The organism is Mesorhizobium sp. B2-2-4 (genome assembly GCF_006442375.1).
In the GTDB taxonomy this organism is placed as follows: Bacteria; Pseudomonadota; Alphaproteobacteria; order Rhizobiales; family Rhizobiaceae; genus Mesorhizobium.
In genome coordinates this window covers 165567-189830 of record NZ_VFWB01000001.1, presented here as the reverse complement: position 1 = coordinate 189830, position 24264 = coordinate 165567, and the positions used below count along the sequence as shown (strand labels likewise).

The window sequence follows — 24264 nt, the reverse complement described above, 5'->3', positions numbered from 1 at the left end:
GTCAGCTTTCTGGCAAGGGATAGGGATGGGCGAGCAGCAGCGCGCGGCCCGCTCCCAGCGCGATCTCGAGCCTGCCCTTGACCTCGTTGGAGATGGTCAGCGACGAGCCGAACGCGACCTTGACGCGGTCAAGCGGCCATTTCGCACCGGCGACGGTCAGCCCTGCAAGCTCGGAAAAACCCAGGATCGAGAACAGGGTGCCGTCGGCATAGTCGAAGCGGGCCGTGCCGTGCGCCAGGGGCACGGCTTCCTGCGCGCCGCTGGTCAACAGCACCTTTGTCCCGGCCCCGGCCAGCCGCAGGGCGAGCGCCATGTGCAGGAAGGCATGGTCGGCGCGCTTGCCGCCGAAGGCGCCGGCGAGCACGAGGCTGGTAGCGCCGCGCTCCAGGGCGGCCGATATCGCGAGTTCTCCATCGGTGGTGTCTTTCTCTGCCGGAAAGGTCCGGCGCGGCACGGCGGCCAACTCATCCGGCAGGCCGGCGGGCACGGAATCGAAATCGCCGACCCACAGTTCCGGCACAAGGCCGAGCGTCCTCGCATGGCCGATGCCGGCATCGGCGGCGATGACGCGGGTCCCCTCGACCTGACGGTCGAGCCGTGGCGTGCGGATGAGGTCGCCGCCAAGCAGGATGGTGAATGTGCTCATATCGTGTGGCCCTTACCAGCCCGACAGCGGAAACGGAAGGCCGGCAAACAGCCACTTGCGCGGTTCACCGGCCGGGCCTATGTGTCGAGGCGCTCTAACGGGGTGCCGGACGCGATATTCGCGGACCGGCTGAGAGGCAGTCTCGCCAACCCGCTGAACCTGATCCGGTTTGTACCGGCGGAGGGATTAGACGTTTCGGACAGTCCGACGCCTCAATTCCTTTAACCCGAACGAAGGAGGCGCCGATGCGCACGCTTTTATACGCCCTTGTCTCTGCAATGGTCGTGGTTCTCTCCGGGCCGGCCTTGGCCAAGGACAAACTCACCGTCTACACTTATGAGAGCTTCACCGCCGACTGGGGGCCCGGCCCGGTGGTGAAGAAGGGATTCGAGGCCGAATGCGGCTGCGATGTCGACTTCGTCTCGGTTGCCGACGGCGTCGCGCTGCTCAACCGCGTCAAGCTGGAAGGGGCCGCGACCAAGGCCGACATCGTGCTTGGCCTCGACACCAATCTCACCGCCGACGCCAAGGCCACTGGCCTGTTTGCGCCGCATGGCGCCGTGGCCGGGCTCAATGTGCCGGGCGGCTGGAACGACGACATCTTTGTCCCGTACGACTATGGCTATTTCGCCGTCGTCTATGACACGCAGAAGCTGAAGACGCCGCCCAAGAGCCTGAAGGAATTGGTCGAGGGCAGTGCCGACGACAAGATCGTCATCCAGGATCCGCGCACCTCGACGCCGGGCCTCGGCCTGCTGTTGTGGGTGAAGTCGGTCTATGGCGACAAGGCGCCGGAGGCCTGGGCCAAGCTCAAGGCGAAGGTCTTGACCGTGACGCCGGGCTGGAGCGAGGCCTACGGCCTGTTCACCAAGGGCGAGGCGCCGATGGTGTTGTCCTACACGACCTCGCCCGCCTACCACATGGTTGCCGAGAACACCGAGCGCTACCAGGCCGCTTCCTTCGAGGAGGGCGAGTATCTGCAGATCGAGGTCGCCGGCATCACCACGACGGGAGCCAAAAATCCGCTGGCGGAAAAGTTCATCGCCTTCATGACCGGGCCGAAATTCCAGGATGTCATCCCCGAGACCAACTGGATGTTCCCGGCCGGCAAGACCGACAAGCCGCTCAATCCGGCCTTCGACAGACTGGTCAGGCCGACCAAAACCTTGCTGTTCAGTCCCGAGGAGGTCGCGGCCAACCGCAAGGCATGGGTGGATGAATGGCTGGCGGTGATGAGCAAGTAGTTTGGTCGTATGATCGAATGATGAGTGCTCTACGGCGCCCCCCTCTGTCCTGCCGGACATCTCCCCCACGAGGGGGGAGATTGGCCGTCACGACGGCTTTCGCCAATTGGCGACGTCACAGGAGAGGGTGGAGCGCTGAAGCAGCCAATCTCCCCCCAAGTGGGGGAGATGTCCGGCAGGACAGAGGGGGGCGCGAAGGAACGCGACGCTTGCTAAAGGTCCTTTGGGCGGCCCAGCGTGCAGCGCGCGTCTGACCCCCGCATCTCCGCCGGCATCCTCGCGCTTGCGGCGATCGCGCTGCTGATCGGCGGCGCGTTTGCGGGTCTTCTTTTCGAAGGCGCGAACGATTTCTCCGGAGCCTGGGCGGCCTTCGATCCTTATCTCCTGCGCGTCGTGCGCTTTACGTTGTGGCAGGCGGCGCTTTCGACGCTGCTGTCGGTGGCGCCGGCCCTGTTCGTGGCTCGCGCGCTGTCGCGGCATCCGCACTTTCCCGGCCGCGGCTTCATCCTGCAGCTCTTCGCCCTGCCGCTGGCGCTGCCGGCGATCGTCGCGGCGCTCGGCATCCTGGCGCTCTACGGCCGCGCCGGCTATTTCGCCGGCTTTCTTGGTGCCGTCGGCGGTTACCATTGGCCGGGCATTTATGGCCTCTCCGGCATCCTCGTTGCTCATGTCTTCTTCAACCTGCCGCTGGCCACGCGGCTGTTCCTCGAAGTGCTGCAAACCATCCAAGCCGACCAATGGCGCCTGGCGAGCCAGCTCGGCATGGGTGCCGCACCGGTTTTCCGGCTGATCGAGTGGCCGACACTGCGCGCCGCTCTGCCGGGCGTCGCCGGCCTGGTGTTCATGCTCTGCATCACATCCTTCACGATCGTGCTGACGCTGGGCGGCGGCCCCGGCGCGACGACGCTGGAGGTCGGCATCTACCAGGCGCTGCGTTTCGATTTCGATCCCGCGCGGGCGGTGGCGCTGACGCTGCTGCAGATCGCGCTGACCTTTGTCGTGGTGCTGGCGTTGACGCGGCTCGGCGCCAACACCACCGGTGACGCCAATCTGCCGGTGGCGCCGCGCCGCTACGTCTCGGCCGGCAGGACCGAGACCGCGCTGAATGCCGCGCTCGTCGTGCTGGCCCTTTTGTTCGTCGCCGGGCCGATGACGGCGACGGTGATGTCAGGCCTCGGCGCCGACCTCGGTCGTCTCGCCGGCGAGGCGGCGGTGCGGCAGGCGACGCTGACCAGCGCCGTGCTGGCCTTCCTGTCGGCGCTGCTGTCGGTTGCGCTGTCGCTTTCGCTCGCCATGGCGCGCCGCGTGCTGGCCCTGAAGCGCCGCTCCGGTCCGCGGACCGTGCTCGAACACGCCACCGACACCGGCGCCGGCTTCGTCCTGGTCGTGCCGCCCATCGTCATCGGCGCCGGCTGGTTCCTTCTGCTGCGCCATGTCGGCGATGTCTTTGCCATAGCCCCGGTCATGGTCGTCACTGTCAATGCAGTCATGGCGATGCCTTTCGCCATCCGTGCCATCCGCCCCGCCTATGATGCGGCGAGCGAGCGCCATGAGCGGCTCTGCGCGCTTCTGGGAATAGCGGGCTGGGCCCGGTTGCGGCTGGTCGACTGGCCCTCGCTGCGACGGCCGCTGGCCACCGCCTTCGCGTTTGCCATGGCGCTGTCGCTTGGCGATCTCGGCGTCATCGCATTGTTCGGCAGTGATTCCGTGCAGACCTTGCCCTACCTTCTCCTGGCGCGCATGGGCAGCTACCGTACCGAGGACGCCGCCGGCCTGGCGCTGCTGCTCGGTCTGGTCTGCCTTGCGCTTGTGGTGGCGGCGAGCGGGCTGGGAAGGGGAGAACGAGACTGATGGCTGCGGGCGCCACCAATGGTGCGACAAGGGGAGCCGAGGTGCGGCTGGACACGGTCTCGTTCAGCTACGGCGACGCGCCGCTCGTTTTCGATGTCGATTTCGCCGCGTCGAAAATTACCGCCATCATGGGGCCGAGCGGCTCGGGCAAGTCGACGCTGCTCAATCTGGTGGCGGGCTTCGAGACGCCGCAGGCTGGCCGCGTGCTGATCGGCGGCGCCGATGTCGGCGCGGCGCCGCCTTCGGCGCGGCCGGTGTCGATGGTATTCCAGGAAAACAATCTTTTTGCCCATCTTTCGGTCGAAGAGAATGTCGGGCTCGGCCGCTCGCCCTCGCTGCGGCTGACCGAGGCCGATCGCGCTGATATCGCGGAGGCGATCGCACGCACCGGCCTCGCGGGCAAGGAAAGACGCCTGCCGCGCGAACTTTCGGGAGGCGAACGCCAGCGTGTCGCATTGGCGCGCGTGCTGGTTCGCAACCGCCCGGTGCTTCTTCTGGACGAGCCTTTCGCTTCACTCGGACCGGCCTTGCGCGACGACATGCTCGATCTTGTCGCCGACGTGCATGCCGAGCGGGGCATGACGCTGCTGTTCGTTACGCACCAGCCACAGGACGCACGCCGTATTTGTGAGGAGGTGGTGTTCCTCGACAACGGCATGGTTGCCGCCAAGGGCAAGGCGGATGATTTCTTTGCCGGGGCTGGTCCTGAAGTTTTCCGGCGCTATGTTGGCACAAGCGCCTGGGAGGCTGGATCACGAGATATTGCCCGGAAGCGGACATAATTTACGCTCAAACCGGCTCCTGGCGACGGGGCGATTGCTTGCCATGACAGAGGTAGTGTGGCTAGGTCCGCCCCGTACCGGTCCGGTGCAGGCCGTGATTTGCCTGCAGCATCCGCCGCGCGTTGGTATGGCGTGGATGCTGTAATGCTTTGATTTGCGCATGAGCCCTTGCGAGGATCGCCCCGATTTTCGCGGGCATGCGCCAGACCCGAAAGGAAGCCGTTCTGCCGACCGGCACGGAAAGACCAAGAGGGAAAATGCTGGCGCGCTTTCTGGCGCTGGCCGGCTTTGTAGTGGCCCTGGCAAGCTGCCAGATGTTCACACCTCCGGAAGTCCAGGAATCCGGCTTCCAGCCTTCCGACAAACCGATCACGGTCGACAACGTCGCGGCCAATAACAAATTGGCCGAACTCGCCAAGGCGCAGCATCCACGCATACTGGCGACCTATGGCGGCGAATATTCCGATCCCAAGCTCGAGCGCATGGTCGCCAAGGTCGTCGGCAGCCTGACGGTGGTGTCGGCCAATCCGACCCAGACCTATCGCATCACCATCCTCAATTCGCCCAACGTCAATGCCTTCGCGCTGCCGGGCGGCTATCTCTACGTCACGCGCGGCCTGCTGGCGCTGGCCAATGATTCGGCCGAGCTCGCCGCCGTCATCGCGCATGAGATGGGCCACGTCACCGCCAACCACGGCCTGCAGCGCCAGCAGCTCGAGGCCGAGGAGGGGCTCGCCACCAAGGTTGTTTCCGACGTGCTCGGCGACAGCCCGACCGCCAAGGCGGCGCTGATCCGCGGCAAGCTGAGACTGGCGCAGTTTTCGCGCAACCAGGAACTGGAGGCCGACGCGATCGGCATCAAGTCGATCGGCGAAGCCGGCTACGATCCTTACGCCGCCGGCCGCTTCTTGCAGTCCATGTCGGCCTACACCGATTTCCGCTCGATCAGCGGCGCCACCGACGCCAGCCTCGATTTCCTGGCAACGCATCCCAATACGCCGCAGCGTATCGACCTTGCGCAACGCCATGCCCGCCAGTTCGGCCCGCCGGGCGTCGGCACCCGCGATCGCGACGCCTTCCTCGCCGGGATAGACGGCCTGCTCTACGGCGACACGCCGGAAGAAGGGTATGTGCGCGGCGAGACCTTTCTGCATCCGGGCCTGGGCGTGTCCTTCTCGGTGCCGGAGGGCTTCATCATCGACAATTCGGCCGCCGCCGTGACGGCGACCGGGCCGGGCGACATTGCGATCCGCTTCGACGGCGTGTCGATCGACAAGAACCGTGCGCTGACCGATTATATCAGGAGCGGCTGGGTGGCCGGTCTCGACGACGCGAGCGTCAGGCAGGAAACGATCAACGGCAACGAGGCGGCGACGGCGCATGCAGGCGCCGAAGGCTGGCAGTTCGATATCGCGGTAATCCGCGCCGGCGGCCAGGTCTACCGGCTGCTGACGGCGGCACCATCCGCCAGCACGTCGCTCGACACCGTGGCGCGTTCCGTCAGCGGCTCGTTCCGCATTCTGAGTGCCGCCGAAAAGGCGGCGCTGAAGCCGCTGCATATCCGCGTGGTCACCGTCCAGCCGGGGCAGACGATGGGTTCGCTTTCGGCGCAGATGGTCGGCGTCGACCGCAAACTCGACCTGTTCCGGGTGCTCAACGCGCTGTCGCCGGGGGCTGCGGTTTCGGCCGGCGACAAGGTCAAGATCGTCACCGACAAATAGCCGATAGTCGGCGCTGACCCGCTCTCTCGTTTTTGGGACGAGAAACTTCTAGGTAGTTTTCCTGGAATGGATTTAGGCGGCGGTGGCGAGGAATTCCGGGTTCTGCTTCACCAGCGCCACTTTCAGCTTTTCCATGGCGCGGGCCTCGATCTGGCGCACGCGTTCCTTGGAAATGCCAAGCGTCTCGCCGAGCGCTTCGAGCGTCGCGCCCTCGTCGCTCAGCCGACGCTCCTCGATGATGCGCAGCTCACGCGCGTTGAGTGCGGCAAGCGCCGCCTTCAGCCACATCGAGCGGCGTTCGATATCGATGGTGTCGCTGACGACCTCGTCGGGCAAGGGATCGTCCGACACGAGGAAGTCCATCCGCTCGGTCGCGCCCCCATCGTCGGCAAGCGGGACATTGAGGGAGGAGTCGGGCGCCGAGAGCCGCGAATCCATCAGCGCGACATCGGCTTCGGAGACGCCGAGGGCCGCTGAAACCTCGCGGTACAACGTCCTGTTCGACAGCGGCTCCGCGGCGCCGTTCGCCAGCCGGGCGCGCAGGCGCCGCAGGTTGAAGAACAGAGCCTTTTGCGCCGAGCTGGTGCCGCCGCGCACGATCGACCAGTTGCGCAGGATGTAGTCCTGCATCGAGGCCCGGATCCACCAGGTCGCATAGGTCGAAAACCGCACTTCGCGCTCCGGCTCGAAACGGGCCGCGGCCTCGAGCAGGCCGACATGGCCCTCCTGGACCAGATCGCCAAGCGGCAGGCCGTAATGACGGAATTTGGAGGCCATGGAAATGACCAGGCGCATATGCGCCACGGTGATGCTGTGCAGCGCGTTCTGGTCGTTGTCCTTTTTCCAGCGCAGCGCCAGCCGCAACTCCTCGTCGCGTTCGAGATAGGGAGCCCTCATTGCCGCGCGGACCATGATCCGTCCTGCCGTGTCTTCCATCATGAGGCACTCCCTGGCTCTGGCGATACGGATGTCATTTCGAAACCCGGCAGCCGCTCGACTTGAAATGACGGCGTCCTGCCCTACAACGAACGCAAAACGTGCCATGCGCGGGAAAGGTTCCGCCGCCGGCGGCGCGGCGTGGAGGCTGCGCGAAAAAACTCCGGGCGGGTTCGAGGCACCGCCAGAAACGTCAGTGGTAGAATCCGATTCCGAATAATGGATGTTTTTGAAATCTCATTCCTTATTTTTTCAACTCACATCTGTCAATTTCCAGCGCTCACACACCATGCCGGATATCAGGCCAGGACGGGATCACGGAAAAATGAAATGGCTCAAGTCGCTCATCGTCGCCGGAACTTTGCAGGTTCTGGCTGTTACCGCAGGCTATGCCGGCGCCAATCTCGACCAGATCAAGCAGGCCGGCGTCATCAAGGTCGGCACGGAGGGCACCTACGCACCCTTTACCTATCATGATGCCGGCGGAGCGCTGGTCGGCTTCGATGTCGAAATCGCCAAGGCGATCGGCGACAAGCTCGGCGTGAAGGTAGAGTTCCTCGAGGGCAAATGGGACGGGCTGATCGCGGGCCTCGATGCCAACCGCTATGACGCGGTCATCAACGAAGTCGGCATCACCGACGCCCGCAAGGCGAAATACGATTTCTCCGACCCCTACATCGCCTCCAAGGCAGTGCTGATCGTGCGCGGCGACAATACCGACATCAAGAGTTTCGCCGATCTCAAGGGCAAGAAGTCGGCGCAGTCGCTGACTTCGAATTTCGGCAAACTGGCCGAGGCCAACGGCGCCGAACTGGTCGGCACCGACGGGTTCGACCAGTCGATCCAGCTGCTTCTGACCGGCCGCGCCGACGCAACCATCAATGACAGCCTGTCCTTCCTCGACTTCAAGAAGCACAAGCCGGATGCCAATGTGAAGATCGCGGCCCAGGAAGAGAACGCCGACTATTCCGGCGTCATCGTTCGCAAGGGCGACCCGGAACTGGTTGCCGCGATCAACAAGGCGCTGGCCGACATCAAGGCAGACGGCACCTATCAGAAGATCGCAGACAAGTATTTCGGCCAGGACGTTTCGAAGTAATTTACGGCCGGGCCGTTGGCGGCCCGCGCGACATCGCCCGGCGGCGGACCGTTTTGACGGCCCGCCGCCTTTCGCGTGATATACGGCAGTCGCAAGAAGGAGCCTTTCGTGCCGCACTGGCTGCAACTCATGCTGGAATCGCTGCCTTCGCTGCTATGGGCCGCGTTGATCTTCACCGTACCGCTGACGCTCCTGTCCTTTGTGCTTGGCTTGAGCGTCGGTCTCGGAACCGCGCTGATCCGGCTCTTCGGGCCAATGCCCCTGGTCGCGGTGGCGCGCTTCTACGTGTGGATATTCCGCGGCACGCCGCTCCTGGTGCAGCTGTTCCTGATCTTCTACGGCCTGCCCTCGGTCGGCATCCTGCTTGACGCGTTTCCCGCAGCGTTGATCGGCTTTACGCTCAATATCGGGGCCTACTCGTCGGAAATCGTTCGCGCGGCGATAGGCGCGGTGCCAAAGGGGCAATGGGAGGCGGCCTATTCGATCGGCATGACCTGGAGCCAGGCGATGCGCCGCACCATCTTGCCGCAGGCTGGGCGCGTGGCGGTGCCGCCGCTCTCCAACACCTTCATCTCGCTGGTCAAGGACACGTCGCTGGCCGCCGCCATCACCGTGCCGGAAATGTTCCAGGCCGCGCAGCGTATCGTCGCCACCACCTATGAGCCGCTGATCCTCTATGTCGAGGCGGCGATCCTCTATCTGGCGATGAGTTCGGTGCTGTCGGCCTTGCAGACGCGGCTGGAGGCGCGGCTCAATCGCTATGGCGGGTTCCTGGAGGCGCGCTCGTGATCGACCTTGCCAACATCGAAAAGCGCTTCGGCGACAATCTCGTGCTGAAGGGCGTGACGGTTGCCATTGCCGAAGGCAGCGTCACCGCGCTGGTCGGTCCTTCGGGTGGTGGCAAAAGTACGCTGCTGCGCTGCATCAACCTGCTTGAGATCCCAACTTCGGGCACAGTGCGTATCGGCGATCAGGCGCTGGAGTTCCATCCGGGAGCGAAGGTGGCGGCCCGGGACATTCAGCGGCTGCGGCTGCAGACCGGCATGGTGTTCCAGAACTTCCAACTGTTCCCGCATCGCACCGCGATCGAGAACGTCATGGAAGGGCTGGTGACGGTGCTGAAGTGGCCCCACGCACGGGCGCGCGAACGGGCGCTCGCGCTGCTGGAAAAGGTCGGCATGGCGCACAAGGTCGATGCCTGGCCGGCAACGCTGTCGGGCGGCCAGCAGCAGCGGGTAGCGATCGCCCGGGCGCTGGCGCCGTCGCCAAAGGTGCTTTTGTGCGACGAGCCGACCTCCGCGCTCGACCCGGAACTGGCGCAGGAAGTCGTCGACGTGCTCGGCCGGCTCGCCAGCGAGGGGACGACGATGGTGATGGCCACGCACGATCTGCGGCTTGCTTCAAAGATCGCTCGCGAGGTGGTGTTCCTCGAGGCCGGCATTGTCGTCGAAAAGGGCCCCGCGGCGGTGCTGTTCGGCAATCCGGAGCGCGAACGGACAAGACGGTTCATCGCGACGCTAAAGCAGGAAATGGCGGAGAAGGAGGGTGGGGGAGAAGGCGGCAATTTCTCGTCCTAGGCCTGCGCTGCGCTTGCTCCCTGCCGGGCATTTATCCTCGTGAGCCGCCGTCAGGCACGGTGTTTCTATTTCGATGGACGGGCGTGTCCATGCGCTGCAATAGTGGGGGCCGATGGTTCGCAACGTTGCTCTTGTTCTCGGTGGTGGCGGGGCCGCCGGAAATGCCTGGCTGATCGGCATCATCGCGGGCCTCGCCGACACTGGTGTCGATCTGACCGAGGCCGCCGATCTGGTGATCGGAACCTCGGCAGGCGCCAATGCGGCAGTGCAGGTGCGCAGCGGCATACCGCCGGGCGAGCTGCTGGCCGCGGTGCTGTCCCCGCTGCCGGTTCAACCGGCCGGACCGAGCCGTCAACCGCCGTTGCCGCCGATGGATAGTGTATTCGAGCGGATGCGTTCCATTTCCGCCGCCGCTACCTCGGCAGCCGATCTGCAGCGGGCGATGGGCGCATTCGGATTGGAGAGCGATGCCAAATTCGGACCTGAAGTGGCCAAACAGCGGCGCGCGCTGGTCGCCGCCAGATTGCCTCGCCATGAATGGCCGGAAAGGCCGATGATCTTGGTGGCCGTCGACGCGCTTACCGGTGAACTGGCTGCGTTCGACCGCGATTCCGGCGTCGATCTGGTTGACGCGGCCACCGCGAGCACCGCGCTGCCCGGTGCGGGGCCAACGCACAGCATCAATGGCGTCCGCTACATCTCCGGTGGCGTGCGCTCCGCCGATAATGCCGACCTTGCCTCGGGCTATGCGAACGTGATCGTGCTCTCGCCGTTCAGCGGACGGAGCGGGCCGCTACCGGAAGGCCAGTTCGAGGGCCTGCGCAGACCGCCGGGCGCGGACCTTGCAAGCGAGGTCGAAGCCCTGCGCCAGCAGGGCAGCGAGGTGGTGGTGATCACGCCTGACGTCGATTCCCGCGCCGCAATGGGCACCAACCAGATGGATCTGGCGACCCGCATCCCCGCGGCCCGTGCCGGTTTCGCCCAAGGCAAGAAGGAAGCGACCCGCGTAACGTTCCTGTGACGATTCCACGCCGAGTGGCGTGCACTAACTTTCCAAATATTGCCTGCAACAAAAAACCCGGCGCAAGGCCGGGTTTTTCAAAAACTCAAAAGGCGCAAGGCCTCAGGCAGCTTCTTCCTGCTCGGCTTCCTCATTGTCGGCCTTGGCGCCGCGCTTAGGGCCCTTGTTGAGATTGACCTCGATCAAACGCACGGCTTCGGTTTCCGACATGCGGTTGACCGCGGCGATCTCACGGGCCATGCGGTCGAGCGCGGCCTCGTAGAGCTGGCGTTCGGAATAGGACTGCTCCGGCTGGTTGTCGGCGCGGTAGAGGTCGCGAACAACTTCCGAGATCGAGATCAGGTCGCCGGAATTGATCTTGGCATCATATTCCTGCGCGCGACGCGACCACATGGTGCGCTTGACGCGGGCGCGGCCTTGCACGACCTTCAGTGCGCGTTCGACATAATCCTCTTCCGACAGCTTGCGCATGCCGATCGAGGTTGCCTTGGCGACCGGCACCTTGAGGCGCATCTTGTCCTTCTGGAAATCGATGACGAACAGTTCCAGCTTGTGCCCGGCCACTTCCTGCTCGTCGATCGAGACGATCTGGCCGACACCATGCGCCGGATAGACGATGTACTCGCCGGTCTTGAAACCGTGACGTGCAGCGGTGGACTTCTTCTGCGGGGTGATCGTTGCCATTACGCCCTGAACTCCTTGTTGTGGGCCGGCGGCGGTGCCGGCTGAACTCGCGCGATCGGGTTACCGATCATTAGCCGCACAACAGATGAACCCACCGGAAAAGCCGGGACCGGCAAACCGCATGATTGCGATCGCCTGGCCCAGATCGCTCTGGTCCGATATGGGATTTTCACCTTTCAGTGATTTGGGGCGTTAGCGCCATAAATCGACGTTGTGTCACCGGCATGTTTCGCTCATGTAACACAAAAAGTCGGAAGAATCAAGGTTTTGCTGCATAAGCGAAGGCCACAGGTTCACGCCGCCTGTCAAGGCGGTTAATAGGCCGTACCTCTTACGCCGCGTCATGCCGCTTGAAACGGCAGCGCTGTCAGTCGCCTTCTCCGGGTTCAGCCGAGAAATATTTCTCGAACTTGCCGGCCTCGCCATCGAAGGCCTTGGCGTCGGCCGGCGGCTCCTTCTTGGCGGTGATATTAGGCCATTTCTCAGCGTATTCGGTGTTTATCTGCAGCCATTTGTCGAGGCCCGACTCAGTATCGGGCTTGATCGCGTCGGCGGGGCATTCCGGTTCGCAGACACCGCAGTCAATGCACTCGTCGGGATGGATGACGAGCATGTTCTCGCCCTCGTAGAAACAGTCGACCGGACAGACCTCGATGCAGTCCATATATTTGCATTTGATGCAATTGTCGGTCACGACATAGGTCATCGATCTGCTCCGGGACGTCCCGTTTTTGTTGGCTTTTTCCGTGAGGTAACGCCTTTGGCGCCCGCTTGCAAGGGCGGCCATTCCGGCCATGCCGGCATTGCCGGGAATGGAATTCCAACGGGTCGGCAATGACGGGCATCGGTCATGTGCTCGGACCGTTGTGTCGGCGGCGTGGAAGAACATACATGCTCCCTCCGTGCACCGGCGGTCAGTCGTCGCCAAGCAAGCGGTCGGTCTCGCGGCGCTCCTTCTTCGTCGGGCGGCCGCTTCCGGCCTCGCGCAGCCCTGGGATCGCGTCGGGAGGCGCCTCGCCCGTCGGTGCGGCAGGCGACGACATGTCTTCGTAGAGCGTGCGTGCCTCCACGGCGGGGCCGCGCCGGCTTCCCGCATCGAGCACCTTCCAGATGAAGATGCGCCGCTCCAGCGTGATGGTCAGGACGTCGCCAGGCTTGACCAGGTCGGAGGCCTGCGCTGCTTTGTCGCGATTGATGCGCACCCGGCCGGCCACGACCAGTTTGGCGGCCAGCGAGCGCGATTTCACCGCGCGCGAGAAGAACAGCCATTTGTCGATACGCTGGCGGTCGGTGGCCATCGGGGCGACCATCGGATCCTGTGCGGCTATTTCTTCAGCTGGTCGCGCAAAGCGGCGAGCTTGGCGAAGGGAGAGTCGGGATCGAAGCGCACCGGGCGCTCCTCGCGCGGTTTTGCCTGAAACGAGGGTTTGCCGCCTTGCGGGCCGCCCTTGCCTTCCGGCCTGCTGCCCGGCCGGCCCTCACGGCGGTCAGAACGCTCGCCCTGCGGCTTTCCCTCCCGCCGTTCCCCGCCTTCGCCTTGCGGCCTGGGCTTGAACTTCGAGCGATCGAAACGCGGCTTGCCGGCGCCATCGCGGCGCCCTTCATGGGCGGGCCGGGTGCCGGGCTGGCCGACAGCGGCATCCGCCGGGGCATCGGAGCGCGCCGCCTGGCCGTTGCGCGGCCGGGCGCGGTTCTCGTGGTGACGGTGACGAGGCCGCTGGTCGAAGCGACCCTGCCGCCACAACAGGATCGGCTTAGGCTCTTCGGCTTCCGCGGCGGGCACGCCGGCTTCATCCTGTCCCTGTTGGGGAGCGTCGGCGCTGTCACCCCCCTCGCTTCGCTCCGCGACCTCCCCCGTCGAGGGGGAGGTGAGAGCGTCGGCGCTTTCGGCGGCAGAAGTCTCAGGCACGGCTTCTGCTACAGGCGCAACCTCTTGCGTCGCTTCGGCTGGAACTTCGGGTTGTTCTTCCGCAACAGTTTCGGCCGCTTCCGCAATGGGTTCAGCAGGAATTTCGACGGCGGTCTGGGCAGTCGCAGTTTGCGGATCTTCCGCCGATGTCTCCTCAGGCGTGTCCGTCGCAGCCGCCTCCGCCGCCTTGGCCTGCTCGGCGCGCGCGGCCTCTTCCGCTGCCAGCTTGGCCGCCACGGCTTCCCGGGCGGCATTGTCCTGCGCTTCCAGCCGTGCCTTGACTTCGGCCGCCGGCTTCGGCTCGGCACGGTAGCCAAGACCTTTCAGGATTTCTTCCATGTCATCGGCCGTGGCGCCGAGAATCGACATCATCGGCGGCGTCACCATGAAAGACTGGCCGTCATAGGCGCCATCCGGACGCTGGCCGAGGCCGGGCTTCCAGTTGGTCGCCGGGCGGATCAGGTCGGCCAGCCGTTCCAGAATGTCGATGCGCACGGCGCGGCGGCCGAGATTGCGGTAGCCGGCAAGCTTGTAGAAGGCCTTGTCGAAAGCCGGATCGATGACCACCGAGGTGCGGCCCGATGCCAGCGCATGGACGACGTCGCCGAAGCCGGGCTTGTCCTTGCCGTCGTTTTTCAGCGCCCACAGCAACGTCACCAATCCCGCGGGCGCCGGCTTGATCAGCGCCGGCACGAAGACATGATAGGCGCCGAAGCGCACGCCCAGCCGGCGCAATGCCGCGCGGCCTTCCTGGTCGAGCGACTTCATCTCCTCGGCGATGTCGCGGCGATTGATAAGGCCGAAATTCTCGACCAGCTGGAAGGCGATGCCGCGGCCGATACCCGATATCTGCTCGGCATTCTTCAAATCGACCAGCGGCTTCAGCAGGGATTCGATCTGGAAATTGACGAAGCGCTCGGCACGCGCCGCGACCTTGTCACGCGCCGGGCCGGTCAGCTGTTCATCGGCCAAAAGCACCAGGCGCGGCTTCAGCGCGTCCTCGCCGGCAACAAGCGTGCCGATCGGCGCGCCGATCCAGCGCAGCGTGCCGTCGGAACCGAGCGCGATGTCGCCATTGGCGCAGGCGCCGAAGCGTTCGGCGCGTGCCTCGAACTCCGCCGCCAGCGCCTTCTGGGCGGCCGCGCGCACGGCCTTGGCGTCTTCGCCGCCAGCGCTCTGATCGGCGGTGAAACGGAACCCCTGCAACTCGCCGACATGGTGGCCTTCGACGAGGACGGTTCCGGTTGGGCTTATTTCGGCTTCAGGCATGGTATTTTCTCTAAGGCGCCGCATGAGGACGGAAGTCCTGCGGTCTACGAAGCGTTTCGTCAACCGCTCATGCAGCGCATCCGACAATCTGTCTTCGATTTCGCGCGTCTTTTCCTGCCAGTGTGCCTGATCGGCCAGCCAGCCGGGCCGGTTCGACACGAATGTCCAGGTGCGGATCTGGGCGATGCGATGCGACAGCGTATCGATGTCGCCCTCGGTGGTGTCGGCGCGGCGCACCTGCTCGGCCATGTAATTCTCGTCGACATGGCCATGCCTGGCGAGGTCCATGTAGATCGACGCAATGAGGTCGGCGTGCTGGGCCGGCGCTATCTTGCGGTAGTCGGGGAGCGCGCAGGCCTCCCACAGCAGCGCGACGCGCCTTGCGTCGGTGGCGAGCGCCCTGATGTCCTCGTCACGCGACAGGTGCTCAAGCGCCTGCGCATCGACTGCCGGCAGCGCACGGGTCAGGCCCTCCACCGGGGCATTGGTCTCGATCGAGCGCTTCAGCGCGTCGAGGCTGGCGAAATTGAAACGCGCTGTGCGCCACTGCAGAACCTTCACGGGGTCGAAGTCGTGGCTTTCGATCTTCTTGACCAATTCCTCGTCCAGCGGGTCGACCTGGCCGGTGACGCCAAAGGTGCCGTCGCGCAGGTGCCGGCCGGCGCGCCCGGCGATCTGGCCAAGTTCGGCCGCCGTCAGGTTGCGATACTGATAGCCGTCGAACTTGCGGTTCTGGGCGAAGGCGACATGGTCGAGATCGAGGTTAAGGCCCATGCCGATGGCATCGGTGGCGACGAGATAATCGACGTCGCCCGACTGAAACAGCGCCACCTGGGCGTTGCGGGTGCGGGGCGAGAGCGCGCCAAGCACGACGGCCGCACCGCCCTGCTGGCGGCGGATCAGTTCGGCGATGGCATAGACCTCGTCGGCGGAGAAGGCGACGATCGCTGTGCGCCGGGGCAAGCGGGTCAGCTTCTTCGAACCGGCATAGGCCAGATGTGACAGCCGCGGTCGTGTCACCACCGAGACGCCTTTCAACAGGCGCTGCAAGATGCCGTGCATGGTGGCGGCGCCGAGCAGCAGCGTCTCCTGGCGGCCGCGCAGATGCAGGATGCGGTCGGTGAAGATGTGGCCGCGCTCGAGGTCCCCGGCAAGCTGCACCTCGTCGATGGCGACGAAGGCGGCATCGGTCTCGCGCGGCATGGCTTCGACGGTACAGACCGAATATCTGGCGCCTGGCGGCTGGATCTTCTCCTCGCCGGTGATGAGCGCCACCTTGTGGGCACCGACCTTTTCGCAGACGCGGGTATAGACCTCTCGCGCCAAGAGCCTGAGCGGCAGGCCGATGATGCCGCTTTCATGCGCCACCATGCGCTCGATGGCGAGATGGGTCTTGCCTGTGTTGGTCGGCCCAAGCACGGCAGTCACGTCGCGACCCGACAGGATCAGCGGCTCGGTGGGTTTCGGATGGATGTTCATCGGCTCGGAAATAAGGCTTTCTGGCCTCTCATTGTCGGGAGCACGCCTCGGGTGGCGCGTATGACAGGCGACACATAGGGATTTCAGGCGCGAAGCGAAAGCGGAATGTTCCGCTGGCGGCTCGAAGCCGCCTTCGTCAAGCTTCGGTTCGGCTGCTGATTAAGGGTTGGAACGAGTCTGGAACGAATCGGCGACGAATCGCTGACTCGCCCGGATTCATGTTTTGTTCACGGCTAGATGTGGAGTTGTGGCTGATGATTCTCACCACATGCTGAATCACGGAATTGGCCCGTTTCATGCTAGGCGAGAGCCGCCGTTAACTTTCGCCGGCAAAGCCGTGTGGCAGCCCGCCTTGCTTCATCCAAGCTTATGAAATTGTTGAACTTTCTTAATAGAAATTAACAGTTTGACAGGCGATTGCGACTGCTCTCGTTAACATTGCGGCCAAACATGGAACGAAAGGGCGACGAATCGGCGATGTCGGGATTTTCCCTGTTTGTTCACGACAAGATGTAGTGTTGCGCACAGGTTTTCCACCGACAATGCACAGCTTGTCCAGGTAGTTTTGCACAATACCCGCTGCCGCCATTAACCTTTGCGTGCCGGATTGGAACAGCAGACCGACAGCCGTCATCGGACGGCGTCACGGACATCCGAAGCGGATGGCGAACGAGCCCCCTTTCAATCGGCACCGGGAAGCCGGCAGCCCGGCGAGACCTCAGGCGAAGTACTGGCCGCCATTGGCGGTGATGGTCGATCCCGTGATGAAGCCGGCGTCCTCGGAGGCGAGGAAGACGACGCAGCGCGCGATCTCCTCCGGCTCGCCGAGGCGCCCGACCGGGATTTGCGGGATGATGCGTTCGTTGAGCACCTTCTCGTCGATCGCCCGGACCATTTCGGTGGCGATATAGCCTGGGCAGATGATGTTGACGGTGATGCCCGCGCGGGCTCCTTCCTGGGCCAGAGCCTTCGAGAAACCGATGTCGCCGGCCTTGGCCGCGGAGTAGTTGACCTGGCCGGCCTGGCCCTTCTGGCCATTGATGGAGGAGATGGTGATGACGCGGCCGAACTTGCGGTCGCGCATGCCGCTCCACAGCGGATGCGTCATGTTGAAAACGCCGGAGAGATTGGTGTCGATGACCTCCTTCCACTGCTCACGCGTCAGCTTGTGGAACATTGCGTCGCGCGTGATGCCGGCATTGTTGACCAGCACCGCGACCGGGCCCAGATCGGCCTCGACCTGCTTGATGCCGGCGGCGCAGGCGTCGTAGTCGGCGACCGACCATTTGTAGGTCTTGATGCCGGTTGTGGCCGTGAACTTGCTCGCCGCCTCATCATTGCCGGCGTAGTTGGCGGCAACCGAATAGCCGGCTTCCTTCAGCGCCATCGATATTGCCGCGCCGATGCCGCGCGATCCGCCCGTGACGATTGCAACCTTGGTCATGCGCTCCCTCCCTTTGGTTGGGAGAGTGAACAGGGAGTAGCGAATGACGAGCAGGGATCAGATATCCCATTGCGCCGACGCCGTTCTTCCCTATTCGCTACTCCCCATTCACTTCTCTTTTAGAGCGCTTCGACGCACATGGCGACGCCCATGCCGCCGCCGATGCACAGGGTGGAGAGACCCTTCTTGGCACCTCTTCGGCGCATCTCGTGGACCAGCGTGTTGAAAATGCGCGCGCCAGAGGCGCCGATCGGATGACCGATGGCGATGGCGCCGCCATTGACGTTGACGATCGAGGGATCCCAGCCCATGTCCTTGTTGACCGCGCAGGCCTGCGCGGCGAAAGCCTCGTTGGCCTCGATCAGGTCGAGATCGCCGACCGACCAGCCGGCCTTTTCCAGCGCTTTTCGCGAGGCGGGAATCGGACCGGTGCCCATGATCGCCGGGTCAACGCCCGCGGTCGCCCAGGAGACGATGCGCGCCAGCGGGGTGATGCCCCGCCTGGCAGCTTCCGCTTCGCTCATCAAAAGCGCGCCGGCGGCGCCGTCGTTGATGCCGGAGGCATTGGCGGCGGTCACAGTGCCGTCCTTGTCGAAGGCCGGCTTCAGTTTGGTCATGGCATCCAGCGTCGCGCCATGGCGGATGTATTCGTCCTGGTCGACAATTGTATCGCCCTTCTTGCCCTTGATGGTGAAGGCGACGATCTCGTCCTTGAACCGGCCGGCCTTCTGCGCGGCCTCGGCCTTGTTCTGCGAGGCCAGCGCGAACTGGTCCTGGTCCTCGCGGGTGATCTGGAACTGGCGGGCGACGTTCTCGGCCGTGTTGCCCATGTGATAGCCATTAAAGGCATCCCACAGTCCATCCTTGATCATGGTGTCGATCATCTTGTAGTCGCCCATCTTGACGCCAGCGCGCAGATGCTGGGCGTGCGGCGACATCGACATCGATTCCTGGCCGCCGGCGACAACCACCTTGGCATCGCCGGTGGCGATCTGCTGCATGCCGAGCGCGATGGCGCGCAGGCCCGAGCCGCACACCTGGTTGAGGCCCCAGGCGGTGGTCTCCCTGGGCAGCCCGGCGAGGATCGAAGCCTGGCGGGCGGGGTTCTGCCCTTGGGCCGCGGTCAGCACCTGGCCAAGAATGACCTCGTCGACTTCGGCCGCCTCGACGCCGGCGCGCGACAACAATTCCCTTACGACGACGGCGCCAAGCTCGTGAGCCGGGGTGGCGGCGAAAGCGCCGTTGAAGGAACCGACCGGTGTGCGCGCCGCGCTGGCGACGACGATGGCATTGGAAGCGGGCATTCTGTTCTCCAAACTTCAAGCTGATGTTCTGTCATTGAAGACTTTTCTTGCCCTTTCCCAACCCCGAGTCAAACCGGAAATCGGCAGGGCACCCATGCGTCGCAAGCAAGCTGCGCATGGCCGCGACATCAAGCTGTCCGCTGCTGCGCAGCATATTTCACCGGCCATGCAGCGATAATTAATCCCGCACTGCACAAACTGCTTGGAATTGTGACGCTTTTGCGCATATCCTTTGAACGGGCGCAATCGTTACCGGCGGCTTACTCAGGCGCGCCGGTGTCCGGGGAGGATGCAGATGGCTGCGAAAGACGATCCGATCGTCATCAAGAAATATGCCAATCGCCGGCTCTACAACACCGGCACCAGCACCTATGTGACGCTCGAGGACCTGGCCGAAATGGTCAAGAAGGGCGAAGAGTTCACGGTGCAGGACGCCAAGACCGGCGACGACATCACGCATCCGGTTCTGACCCAGATCATCTTCGAATTGGAGAACAAGGACGGGCAGAACATGCTGCCGATCCCGTTCCTGCGCCAGTTGATCGCCTTCTACGGCGACCAGATGCAGATGATCGTGCCGAGCTTCCTCGAACAGTCGATGATCGCCTTCTCCAAGGAACAGGAGCGCTTCCGCGAGCAGATGAAGGGCGCCATCGGCAAGTCACCACTCGACATGATGAAGATGGCCACGCCGATCAAGGCGCTGGAGGAGCAGACGCGCCGCAACATGGAAATGTTCCAGAATGCCATGCGGCTGTTCACGCCTTTCCCGCCGGCAGGCTCGGCACCTGCGGCGGCCCCCGCCGAACCGGCCAGGAAGGAAACGCCGGAAAAACCCGACGATCTGCAGCAGTTGAAGGACCAGATCGCGGCCATGCAGCGCAAGCTCGACACCATGTCGTGAGCGCGCAGCGCTTTTCTTCCGATCCTACGGCAATAATCCCTCATAGCGACCGCGCGGCCTGATGCTGCCGCCGCTCATTGCCTGTTCGACCATGTGGGCGGCCCAGCCAACGCTGCGCCCAAGCGCGAACAGCTGGAACGGCGCATCGCGCGGCAGGTCGAGGCTGCGCGTCAGAACGGCCAGGGCAAAGTCGACGTTCGGGCGGGCGCCGGTCGCGGCAATGGCGGCGATTTCCAGCGATCGCAATGTTCTGTCGGTGTTGTCGATGGCCGCCAAAAGCGCCGTGGCGCGGGGATCGCCTTCGGGATAGAGCGGATGGCCGAACGCTGGCAAAGGCCTGTCATGGCCGAGCCAGCGCCGGATCGCCGCATCGGCGCCGTGCCGCGCCGCATCGTCCGCGAGTTGCATCACAGCCTCGCCGGCGCCACCGTGCCGCGGACCGGAAAGTGTCGCCAGACCCGCGAGCAGGCAGGCGGCGGGCGAGGCTCCGGTCGAGGCCGCGACGCGCGCCGCGAAGGTCGATGCGTTGAGTTCGTGATCGGCAAGCAGCACAAGGGCGCGCCGGATAGCCTGCGCCCCGCCTTCATCCACCGACCAGCCTCGCGCCAACCGCATGTGCACCGGATCTGATCCCGCCGAGGCGCCAAGAGCGCCGGCCAGCACGCCGATCGCGCGCGCGGCGTCGGCGCACAGCGAGGCGGCGCCGCGCCCTAGTGAAGGCCGCGCCTGGCCGGCGAGCATGGCAAGTTGCATGAAGGCTGGGGCTCGGCCGAGTTGTTGGGATTGATCCGAGGCCGGAGCCTCGAAACTCACCGGCTCAGGCAGGGCCCACAGCACGGCGGCGGTCTCTTCGAGCGTGGCATGTTCGGACAGCGCAACGGCGTCGCGGCCCCGATAGACAAGGTGGCCGTGCGAAACGGTCGAGATCGAGGTGACGAGCGAGGGTTCGCCCCAGGCGATGGCGCTTTCGGCGATGGCCGATGGGCTGCGTCCGCGCTCTCTTCGCATCATCAGGGCCGCGATATCGTCGGCGCGATATTGGCTGCGGCGTGGATCGGCAATGTCCCGGCGCATGCCGATGCGCCCGCGACTGACATAGGCGTAGAGCGTCTGCGGCCGCACCTTGAGCCGTTCCAGTGCCTCGTCCCGCGACAGCCATTCGGACATGTCGGTCCCATATTGATTATGTTGATCAAGATTGATGCGCGTGTTGCCCATCCTTATCCTTAGTGTCGGAAAAGCTCAAGGAGACAAAGCCATGGCGAACGGGCTCGATGATGTGGTGGCGGCGGAAACGGTGCTGTCCGACGTGGATGGGCTGGGCGGCCGCTTGACGATCCGGGGGTACTCCCTGCCGGAACTGGCCGGGCGATGGAACTATCCGCAGGTCGTTCGCCTGCTTTTCGACGGCTTCTTCTACGACCTTCCCGGAGACGCGGAACTGGCCGCGAGACTGGGCCAGGCGCGCGTCGAGGTGTTCGACCGGCTCTTGTCTTGCCTGCCCCTGCTGGCGCCGCTCGACGTCTATAGCGCCATGCGCGCCGGCATGGCGCTGCTGCCGGACGGCGAGACGCTGACGGACGCGCTTCGGCTGATCGCGGCGCCCGCCGTGCTGACGCCGGCGCTCTTGCGCCTGCGGCGCGGCGAGCAGCCGGTCGCGCCGGATGGGAAGGCCGATCATGCCGCCGATATGCTGAGGATGCTCGACGGTTCCGTGCCGACGCCGGTTCTGGCAAAGGCACTCGACACTTACCTCGTGACCGTCTGCGACCACGGCCTCAATGCCTCGACCTTCGCCACGCGCATCGTCGCTTCGACGCAGGCCGGGCTGACATCGTCGGTGCTGGCTGGCCTCGGGGCGCTCAAGGGGCCGCTGCATGGCGGCGCGCCCGGCCCTGTCATCGAGATGCTCGACGCCATCCAGGCGCATGGCGACGCCGCCGGCTGGCTGCGCGGCGAGATCGCGCGTGGTGAACGCATCATGGGCTTCGGCCACCGCATCTACCGCGTGCGCGATCCGCGCGCCGATGTGCTGAAGGCGGTGGTGCGGCAGCTCGGCGGCGAGGGCGAGACCGGTCGCCGGCTGGCCTTCGCCGAGACAGTCGAACAGACGGCGCTCGATGTGCTTCGGATTGCCAAGCCGCAGCGCTCGCTGCAGACCAATGTCGAGTTCTACACCGCGCTGGTGCTGGAAGCGGCGGGTTTTCCCAGCCAAGCCTTCAGCAATGTCTTCGCGGCCGGGCGCGTCGCCGGTTGGGTCGCGCATGCGCGCGAGCAGCAGACGACGGGACGGCTGATCCGGCCGCTGTCGCGCTATGTCGGACCGATGCCGGACCTCGTCGCCTGAGCATCAAATCTGTTTCGAAGATGCGCCACCCTTCTGTCGCGAGGCGGAGGGGTGTTTCTGCATGATCGAAATTTCATGCGATCACGCGACCGTGCTCGTGTTCTTGCCTTGGTGTGTCCTTATATGCTGCACTGCAACATAGGTCTGCCGTGACGGTGACGCCCCGATTCCCGGGCGCGCGCAATAAGTCAGGCACCGGATCGACAGGAACGCCATGACGAAGAACGGCGAGGCGGAGGAAAAGAAGAAGATCAACATCGCGCTTCAGGGCGGCGGTTCCCACGGGGCTTTTTCCTGGGGCGTGCTCGACCGGCTTCTGGAGGATGGCCGGCTGGAGATCGCAGCGGTGTCCGGCACAAGCGCGGGCGCGATGAACGCGGTGGCGCTGGCCGACGGCTTCGTTCGCGGCGGCGTCGAAGGCGCGCGCAAGAAGCTCGACGACTTCTGGCATGCGGTGGCGGCGAAGGGCCGGTTCAGCCCGGTGCAGCGCATGCCGTGGGACGTCGCCTGGGGCAATTGGTCGATCGAGAACACGCCGGGTTATGTCTTCTTCGACACCATGTCGCGCGTGTTCTCGCCCTATGTCGCCAACCCGCTCGGCCTCAATCCGCTGCGCGACGTCGTTGCGCAGGAGATTGATTTCAAGAATGTGCATGCCTGCAAGTCGATGGAACTGTTCATTTCCGCCACCAATGTCGAGACCGGACAGCTACGGGTGTTTTCCGATGGCGAGATCGACCTCGACACAGTGATGGCCTCGGCCTGCCTGCCGCAACTGTTCCGCGCCGTCGAGATCAAGGGCGTGCCCTATTGGGATGGCGGTTATGGCGGCAATCCGGCGCTCTATCCGTTCTTCAAGACGGCTGCCACCGAGGACGTGCTTTTGGTGCAGATCAATCCGGTCGTGCGCGAGGGAACGCCCAAAAGCGCCAACGAGATCCAGAACCGCATCGACGAGATCACCTTCAACGCCGGGCTGCTGCGCGAATTCCGTTCGATCGCCTTCGTCAAGGAACTGATCGCCGCCGGCCGCCTGCCGCGGGGCGAGTACCGGGACATCCGCATGCACCGCATCGACGCCGATGAGGCCTTCAAGGACCTGTCGGCATCATCGAAGGTCAATGCCGAATGGGCATTCCTGGCCTATCTGCGCGATCTTGGCCGCACCGCTGCCAGCGATTGGCTGGAGGAGAACTACGATGCCGTCGGCAAGCGGCCGACGCTCGACCTCTCCGGCGAGCTCGACGACGGCTTCAAGCCGGTGCGGGGTCCGGCACCTGGCCGACGGGTGAAGGAATTCCTGGCCGCGCGCAAGAACCCCGAAGCGGAGCGTCGCCGGGCCTGAACCCGCATCCGTCACACGGGCGTGATCTGCCGCGCGGTGCCAGCAAGTTCCTTCCGGCGCCAGCAACAACCATCGCGTGTGAGGCGCGCATCATCATGCTGACGCCTGCTGCCAGTGTCGTGCGGGCGCCGCTGTTGGGCGCCATCCCTCGACCGTATCCGGAACGGTGACTGGCGGGCGAGGAATACTGCCACGAACAGCACCAGCAGGCGTTTTGTTCGAGGCTATATCATGTCTCAAGCCTAGACGGCGGAACGCGATGGAGCAGACGCATCGAGGCGACCCGTCCTCGCTCCTGGAGCATCCGGCTTGACCAGGGAACGACGATCTGGATCAGAGTTGAACGGTCCGTTCTTCAAGCAATTCCAGTGTGTTGCGTGAAATGTCGCACGCCGGGATGGTCCGTCAGGCCGAGGTTATCATCGTGCTCGAAACCCGCGTGGGGTTGAAAATCGCCTCGCGCCGGCGTCGTGCCTCCGAGAGCAGACGCAGGCCCGGCGGCACCGGGCCTTCAACGGCCGATCATCGGTCGCCAACGAGCCCCGCTCAAGCCGCACCCTAGTTGGGCAAAAAAATGCTTCGCGACGGCTATACTCTGTCCAGCTTCGCAATGCTGCTGCAACTTTCCGACTATATTGCGTTGCAAACTTGATGTAGAAGCGCGCTTCGCCGATCACGGCAATTTGAACACGGCCTGGCGCG

Annotated in this window: 21 protein-coding genes and 1 riboswitch; of the genes, 12 read left to right on the top strand and 9 right to left on the bottom strand. The window is 64.5% G+C overall.

The genetic code is table 11. The annotated features are described in order from the left end of the window. Nucleotide 1: 1 nt before the first annotated feature. On the bottom strand, nucleotides 2-646 hold the full coding sequence (locus tag FJ959_RS00975) for a thiamine diphosphokinase (RefSeq protein WP_140627993.1): 645 nt from the start codon (nucleotides 644-646) through the stop codon (nucleotides 2-4). A gap of 88 nt (nucleotides 647-734) precedes the next feature. Next, nucleotides 735-849: riboswitch (TPP riboswitch) on the top strand. Between the two features lie 42 nt (nucleotides 850-891). Between FJ959_RS00975 and thiB the strand changes: the two genes are divergently transcribed. The 4 genes from thiB (at nucleotide 892) to FJ959_RS00950 (ending at nucleotide 6244) form a co-directional block, all read left to right on the top strand. Next, entirely contained in the window at nucleotides 892-1890 is a 999-nt protein-coding gene (gene thiB / locus FJ959_RS00970; protein WP_140493300.1) for a thiamine ABC transporter substrate binding subunit, read from the top strand. A 237-nt stretch (nucleotides 1891-2127) separates the two neighbouring features. Continuing rightward, a complete protein-coding gene (gene thiP, locus FJ959_RS00960; protein WP_140493306.1) occupies nucleotides 2128-3741 on the top strand; it encodes a thiamine/thiamine pyrophosphate ABC transporter permease in 1614 nt (537 codons plus the stop codon). Next, nucleotides 3741-4523, top strand: coding sequence for a thiamine ABC transporter ATP-binding protein (thiQ, locus tag FJ959_RS00955; RefSeq protein ID WP_140627990.1), 783 nt, complete (start codon nucleotides 3741-3743; stop codon nucleotides 4521-4523). The genes thiP and thiQ overlap by 1 nt, the downstream gene beginning before the upstream one ends. A gap of 257 nt (nucleotides 4524-4780) precedes the next feature. Beyond that, nucleotides 4781-6244, top strand: a complete 1464-nt coding sequence (locus FJ959_RS00950) for a M48 family metalloprotease (protein WP_140493312.1) — start codon at nucleotides 4781-4783, stop codon at nucleotides 6242-6244. A gap of 72 nt (nucleotides 6245-6316) precedes the next feature. Here FJ959_RS00950 and FJ959_RS00945 read toward each other — a convergent pair whose 3' ends face one another. Continuing rightward, nucleotides 6317-7183 carry an RNA polymerase factor sigma-32 gene (locus tag FJ959_RS00945; RefSeq protein ID WP_140517570.1) on the bottom strand — a complete coding sequence of 289 codons (867 nt, stop codon included), beginning with the start codon at nucleotides 7181-7183 and terminating at the stop codon, nucleotides 6317-6319. A 322-nt stretch (nucleotides 7184-7505) separates the two neighbouring features. Between FJ959_RS00945 and FJ959_RS00940 the strand changes: the two genes are divergently transcribed. From FJ959_RS00940 to FJ959_RS00925, 4 genes are all read left to right on the top strand, one after another. Continuing rightward, entirely contained in the window at nucleotides 7506-8279 is a 774-nt protein-coding gene (locus FJ959_RS00940) for an amino acid ABC transporter substrate-binding protein (protein WP_140493318.1), read from the top strand. A gap of 108 nt (nucleotides 8280-8387) precedes the next feature. After that, nucleotides 8388-9068 (top strand): ABC transporter permease subunit, encoded by a 681-nt coding sequence (locus FJ959_RS00935; protein WP_140550874.1) that lies wholly within the window; start codon nucleotides 8388-8390, stop codon nucleotides 9066-9068. Beyond that, nucleotides 9065-9856 (top strand): amino acid ABC transporter ATP-binding protein, encoded by a 792-nt coding sequence (locus FJ959_RS00930; RefSeq protein WP_140566896.1) that lies wholly within the window; start codon nucleotides 9065-9067, stop codon nucleotides 9854-9856. The genes FJ959_RS00935 and FJ959_RS00930 overlap by 4 nt, the downstream gene beginning before the upstream one ends. Nucleotides 9857-9968: 112 nt before the next feature. After that, on the top strand, nucleotides 9969-10877 hold the full coding sequence (locus tag FJ959_RS00925) for a patatin-like phospholipase family protein (RefSeq protein ID WP_140624991.1): 909 nt from the start codon (nucleotides 9969-9971) through the stop codon (nucleotides 10875-10877). 102 nt (nucleotides 10878-10979) lie between these two features. On the opposite strand, the gene FJ959_RS00920 is transcribed toward FJ959_RS00925, so the two are convergent. From FJ959_RS00920 to FJ959_RS00895, 6 genes are all read right to left on the bottom strand, one after another. After that, nucleotides 10980-11561 (bottom strand): CarD family transcriptional regulator, encoded by a 582-nt coding sequence (locus FJ959_RS00920; protein WP_006327799.1) that lies wholly within the window; start codon nucleotides 11559-11561, stop codon nucleotides 10980-10982. A 367-nt stretch (nucleotides 11562-11928) separates the two neighbouring features. Next, complete coding sequence (gene fdxA, locus FJ959_RS00915) at nucleotides 11929-12267, bottom strand: ferredoxin FdxA (RefSeq protein ID WP_140493333.1); 339 nt, start codon at nucleotides 12265-12267, stop codon at nucleotides 11929-11931. 208 nt (nucleotides 12268-12475) lie between these two features. Continuing rightward, complete coding sequence (locus tag FJ959_RS00910) at nucleotides 12476-12859, bottom strand: RNA-binding S4 domain-containing protein (protein ID WP_140627987.1); 384 nt, start codon at nucleotides 12857-12859, stop codon at nucleotides 12476-12478. A gap of 26 nt (nucleotides 12860-12885) precedes the next feature. Then, nucleotides 12886-16218 carry a helicase-related protein gene (locus FJ959_RS00905; protein ID WP_140627984.1) on the bottom strand — a complete coding sequence of 1111 codons (3333 nt, stop codon included), beginning with the start codon at nucleotides 16216-16218 and terminating at the stop codon, nucleotides 12886-12888. A 718-nt stretch (nucleotides 16219-16936) separates the two neighbouring features. Beyond that, nucleotides 16937-17662 (bottom strand): acetoacetyl-CoA reductase, encoded by a 726-nt coding sequence (phbB, locus tag FJ959_RS00900; protein ID WP_140627981.1) that lies wholly within the window; start codon nucleotides 17660-17662, stop codon nucleotides 16937-16939. A 119-nt stretch (nucleotides 17663-17781) separates the two neighbouring features. Next, complete coding sequence (locus tag FJ959_RS00895; RefSeq protein ID WP_140493342.1) at nucleotides 17782-18966, bottom strand: acetyl-CoA C-acetyltransferase; 1185 nt, start codon at nucleotides 18964-18966, stop codon at nucleotides 17782-17784. Between FJ959_RS00895 and FJ959_RS00890 the strand changes: the two genes are divergently transcribed. After that, on the top strand, nucleotides 18947-19144 hold the full coding sequence (locus FJ959_RS00890; RefSeq protein ID WP_140493345.1) for a hypothetical protein: 198 nt from the start codon (nucleotides 18947-18949) through the stop codon (nucleotides 19142-19144). The two genes, FJ959_RS00895 and FJ959_RS00890, sit on opposite strands and share 20 nt — an antisense overlap. A gap of 117 nt (nucleotides 19145-19261) precedes the next feature. After that, nucleotides 19262-19870 carry a polyhydroxyalkanoate synthesis repressor PhaR gene (gene phaR / locus FJ959_RS00885; RefSeq protein ID WP_140493348.1) on the top strand — a complete coding sequence of 203 codons (609 nt, stop codon included), beginning with the start codon at nucleotides 19262-19264 and terminating at the stop codon, nucleotides 19868-19870. A gap of 24 nt (nucleotides 19871-19894) precedes the next feature. Here the strand turns inward: phaR and FJ959_RS00880 are convergent, their stop codons facing one another. After that, nucleotides 19895-21037 (bottom strand): citrate/2-methylcitrate synthase, encoded by a 1143-nt coding sequence (locus tag FJ959_RS00880; RefSeq protein ID WP_140627978.1) that lies wholly within the window; start codon nucleotides 21035-21037, stop codon nucleotides 19895-19897. Nucleotides 21038-21128: 91 nt separating this feature from the next. Between FJ959_RS00880 and FJ959_RS00875 the strand changes: the two genes are divergently transcribed. Both FJ959_RS00875 and FJ959_RS00870 read left to right on the top strand, forming a co-directional pair. Continuing rightward, nucleotides 21129-22217: a citrate synthase/methylcitrate synthase gene (locus FJ959_RS00875; RefSeq protein WP_140627975.1), complete on the top strand. Its 1089-nt coding sequence runs from the start codon at nucleotides 21129-21131 to the stop codon at nucleotides 22215-22217. Between the two features lie 214 nt (nucleotides 22218-22431). Further along, nucleotides 22432-23562: a patatin-like phospholipase family protein gene (locus FJ959_RS00870; protein WP_140627973.1), complete on the top strand. Its 1131-nt coding sequence runs from the start codon at nucleotides 22432-22434 to the stop codon at nucleotides 23560-23562. Nucleotides 23563-24264: the final 702 nt, after the last annotated feature.

Bases quoted from the DNA above. Each gene is read 5' to 3' on its own strand.
- FJ959_RS00905 (WP_140627984.1), bottom strand. From the start codon at position 16,218: ATGAACATCCATCCGAAACCCACCGAGCCGCTGATCCTGTCGGGTCGC.
- FJ959_RS00890 (WP_140493345.1), top strand. From the start codon at position 18,947: ATGGCATTGGAAGCGGGCATTCTGTTCTCCAAACTTCAAGCTGATGTT.
- FJ959_RS00945 (WP_140517570.1), bottom strand. From the start codon at position 7,183: ATGATGGAAGACACGGCAGGACGGATCATGGTCCGCGCGGCAATGAGG.
- phbB (WP_140627981.1), bottom strand. From the start codon at position 17,662: ATGACCAAGGTTGCAATCGTCACGGGCGGATCGCGCGGCATCGGCGCG.
- FJ959_RS00975 (WP_140627993.1), bottom strand. From the start codon at position 646: ATGAGCACATTCACCATCCTGCTTGGCGGCGACCTCATCCGCACGCCA.
- FJ959_RS00920 (WP_006327799.1), bottom strand. From the start codon at position 11,561: ATGGCAACGATCACCCCGCAGAAGAAGTCCACCGCTGCACGTCACGGT.
- fdxA (WP_140493333.1), bottom strand. From the start codon at position 12,267: ATGACCTATGTCGTGACCGACAATTGCATCAAATGCAAATATATGGAC.
- FJ959_RS00895 (WP_140493342.1), bottom strand. From the start codon at position 18,966: ATGCCCGCTTCCAATGCCATCGTCGTCGCCAGCGCGGCGCGCACACCG.
- FJ959_RS00870 (WP_140627973.1), top strand. From the start codon at position 22,432: ATGACGAAGAACGGCGAGGCGGAGGAAAAGAAGAAGATCAACATCGCG.
- phaR (WP_140493348.1), top strand. From the start codon at position 19,262: ATGGCTGCGAAAGACGATCCGATCGTCATCAAGAAATATGCCAATCGC.
- FJ959_RS00950 (WP_140493312.1), top strand. From the start codon at position 4,781: ATGCTGGCGCGCTTTCTGGCGCTGGCCGGCTTTGTAGTGGCCCTGGCA.
- thiQ (WP_140627990.1), top strand. From the start codon at position 3,741: ATGGCTGCGGGCGCCACCAATGGTGCGACAAGGGGAGCCGAGGTGCGG.
- FJ959_RS00925 (WP_140624991.1), top strand. From the start codon at position 9,969: ATGGTTCGCAACGTTGCTCTTGTTCTCGGTGGTGGCGGGGCCGCCGGA.
- FJ959_RS00910 (WP_140627987.1), bottom strand. From the start codon at position 12,859: ATGGCCACCGACCGCCAGCGTATCGACAAATGGCTGTTCTTCTCGCGC.
- FJ959_RS00875 (WP_140627975.1), top strand. From the start codon at position 21,129: ATGGCGAACGGGCTCGATGATGTGGTGGCGGCGGAAACGGTGCTGTCC.
- thiB (WP_140493300.1), top strand. From the start codon at position 892: ATGCGCACGCTTTTATACGCCCTTGTCTCTGCAATGGTCGTGGTTCTC.
- FJ959_RS00880 (WP_140627978.1), bottom strand. From the start codon at position 21,037: ATGTCCGAATGGCTGTCGCGGGACGAGGCACTGGAACGGCTCAAGGTG.
- FJ959_RS00940 (WP_140493318.1), top strand. From the start codon at position 7,506: ATGAAATGGCTCAAGTCGCTCATCGTCGCCGGAACTTTGCAGGTTCTG.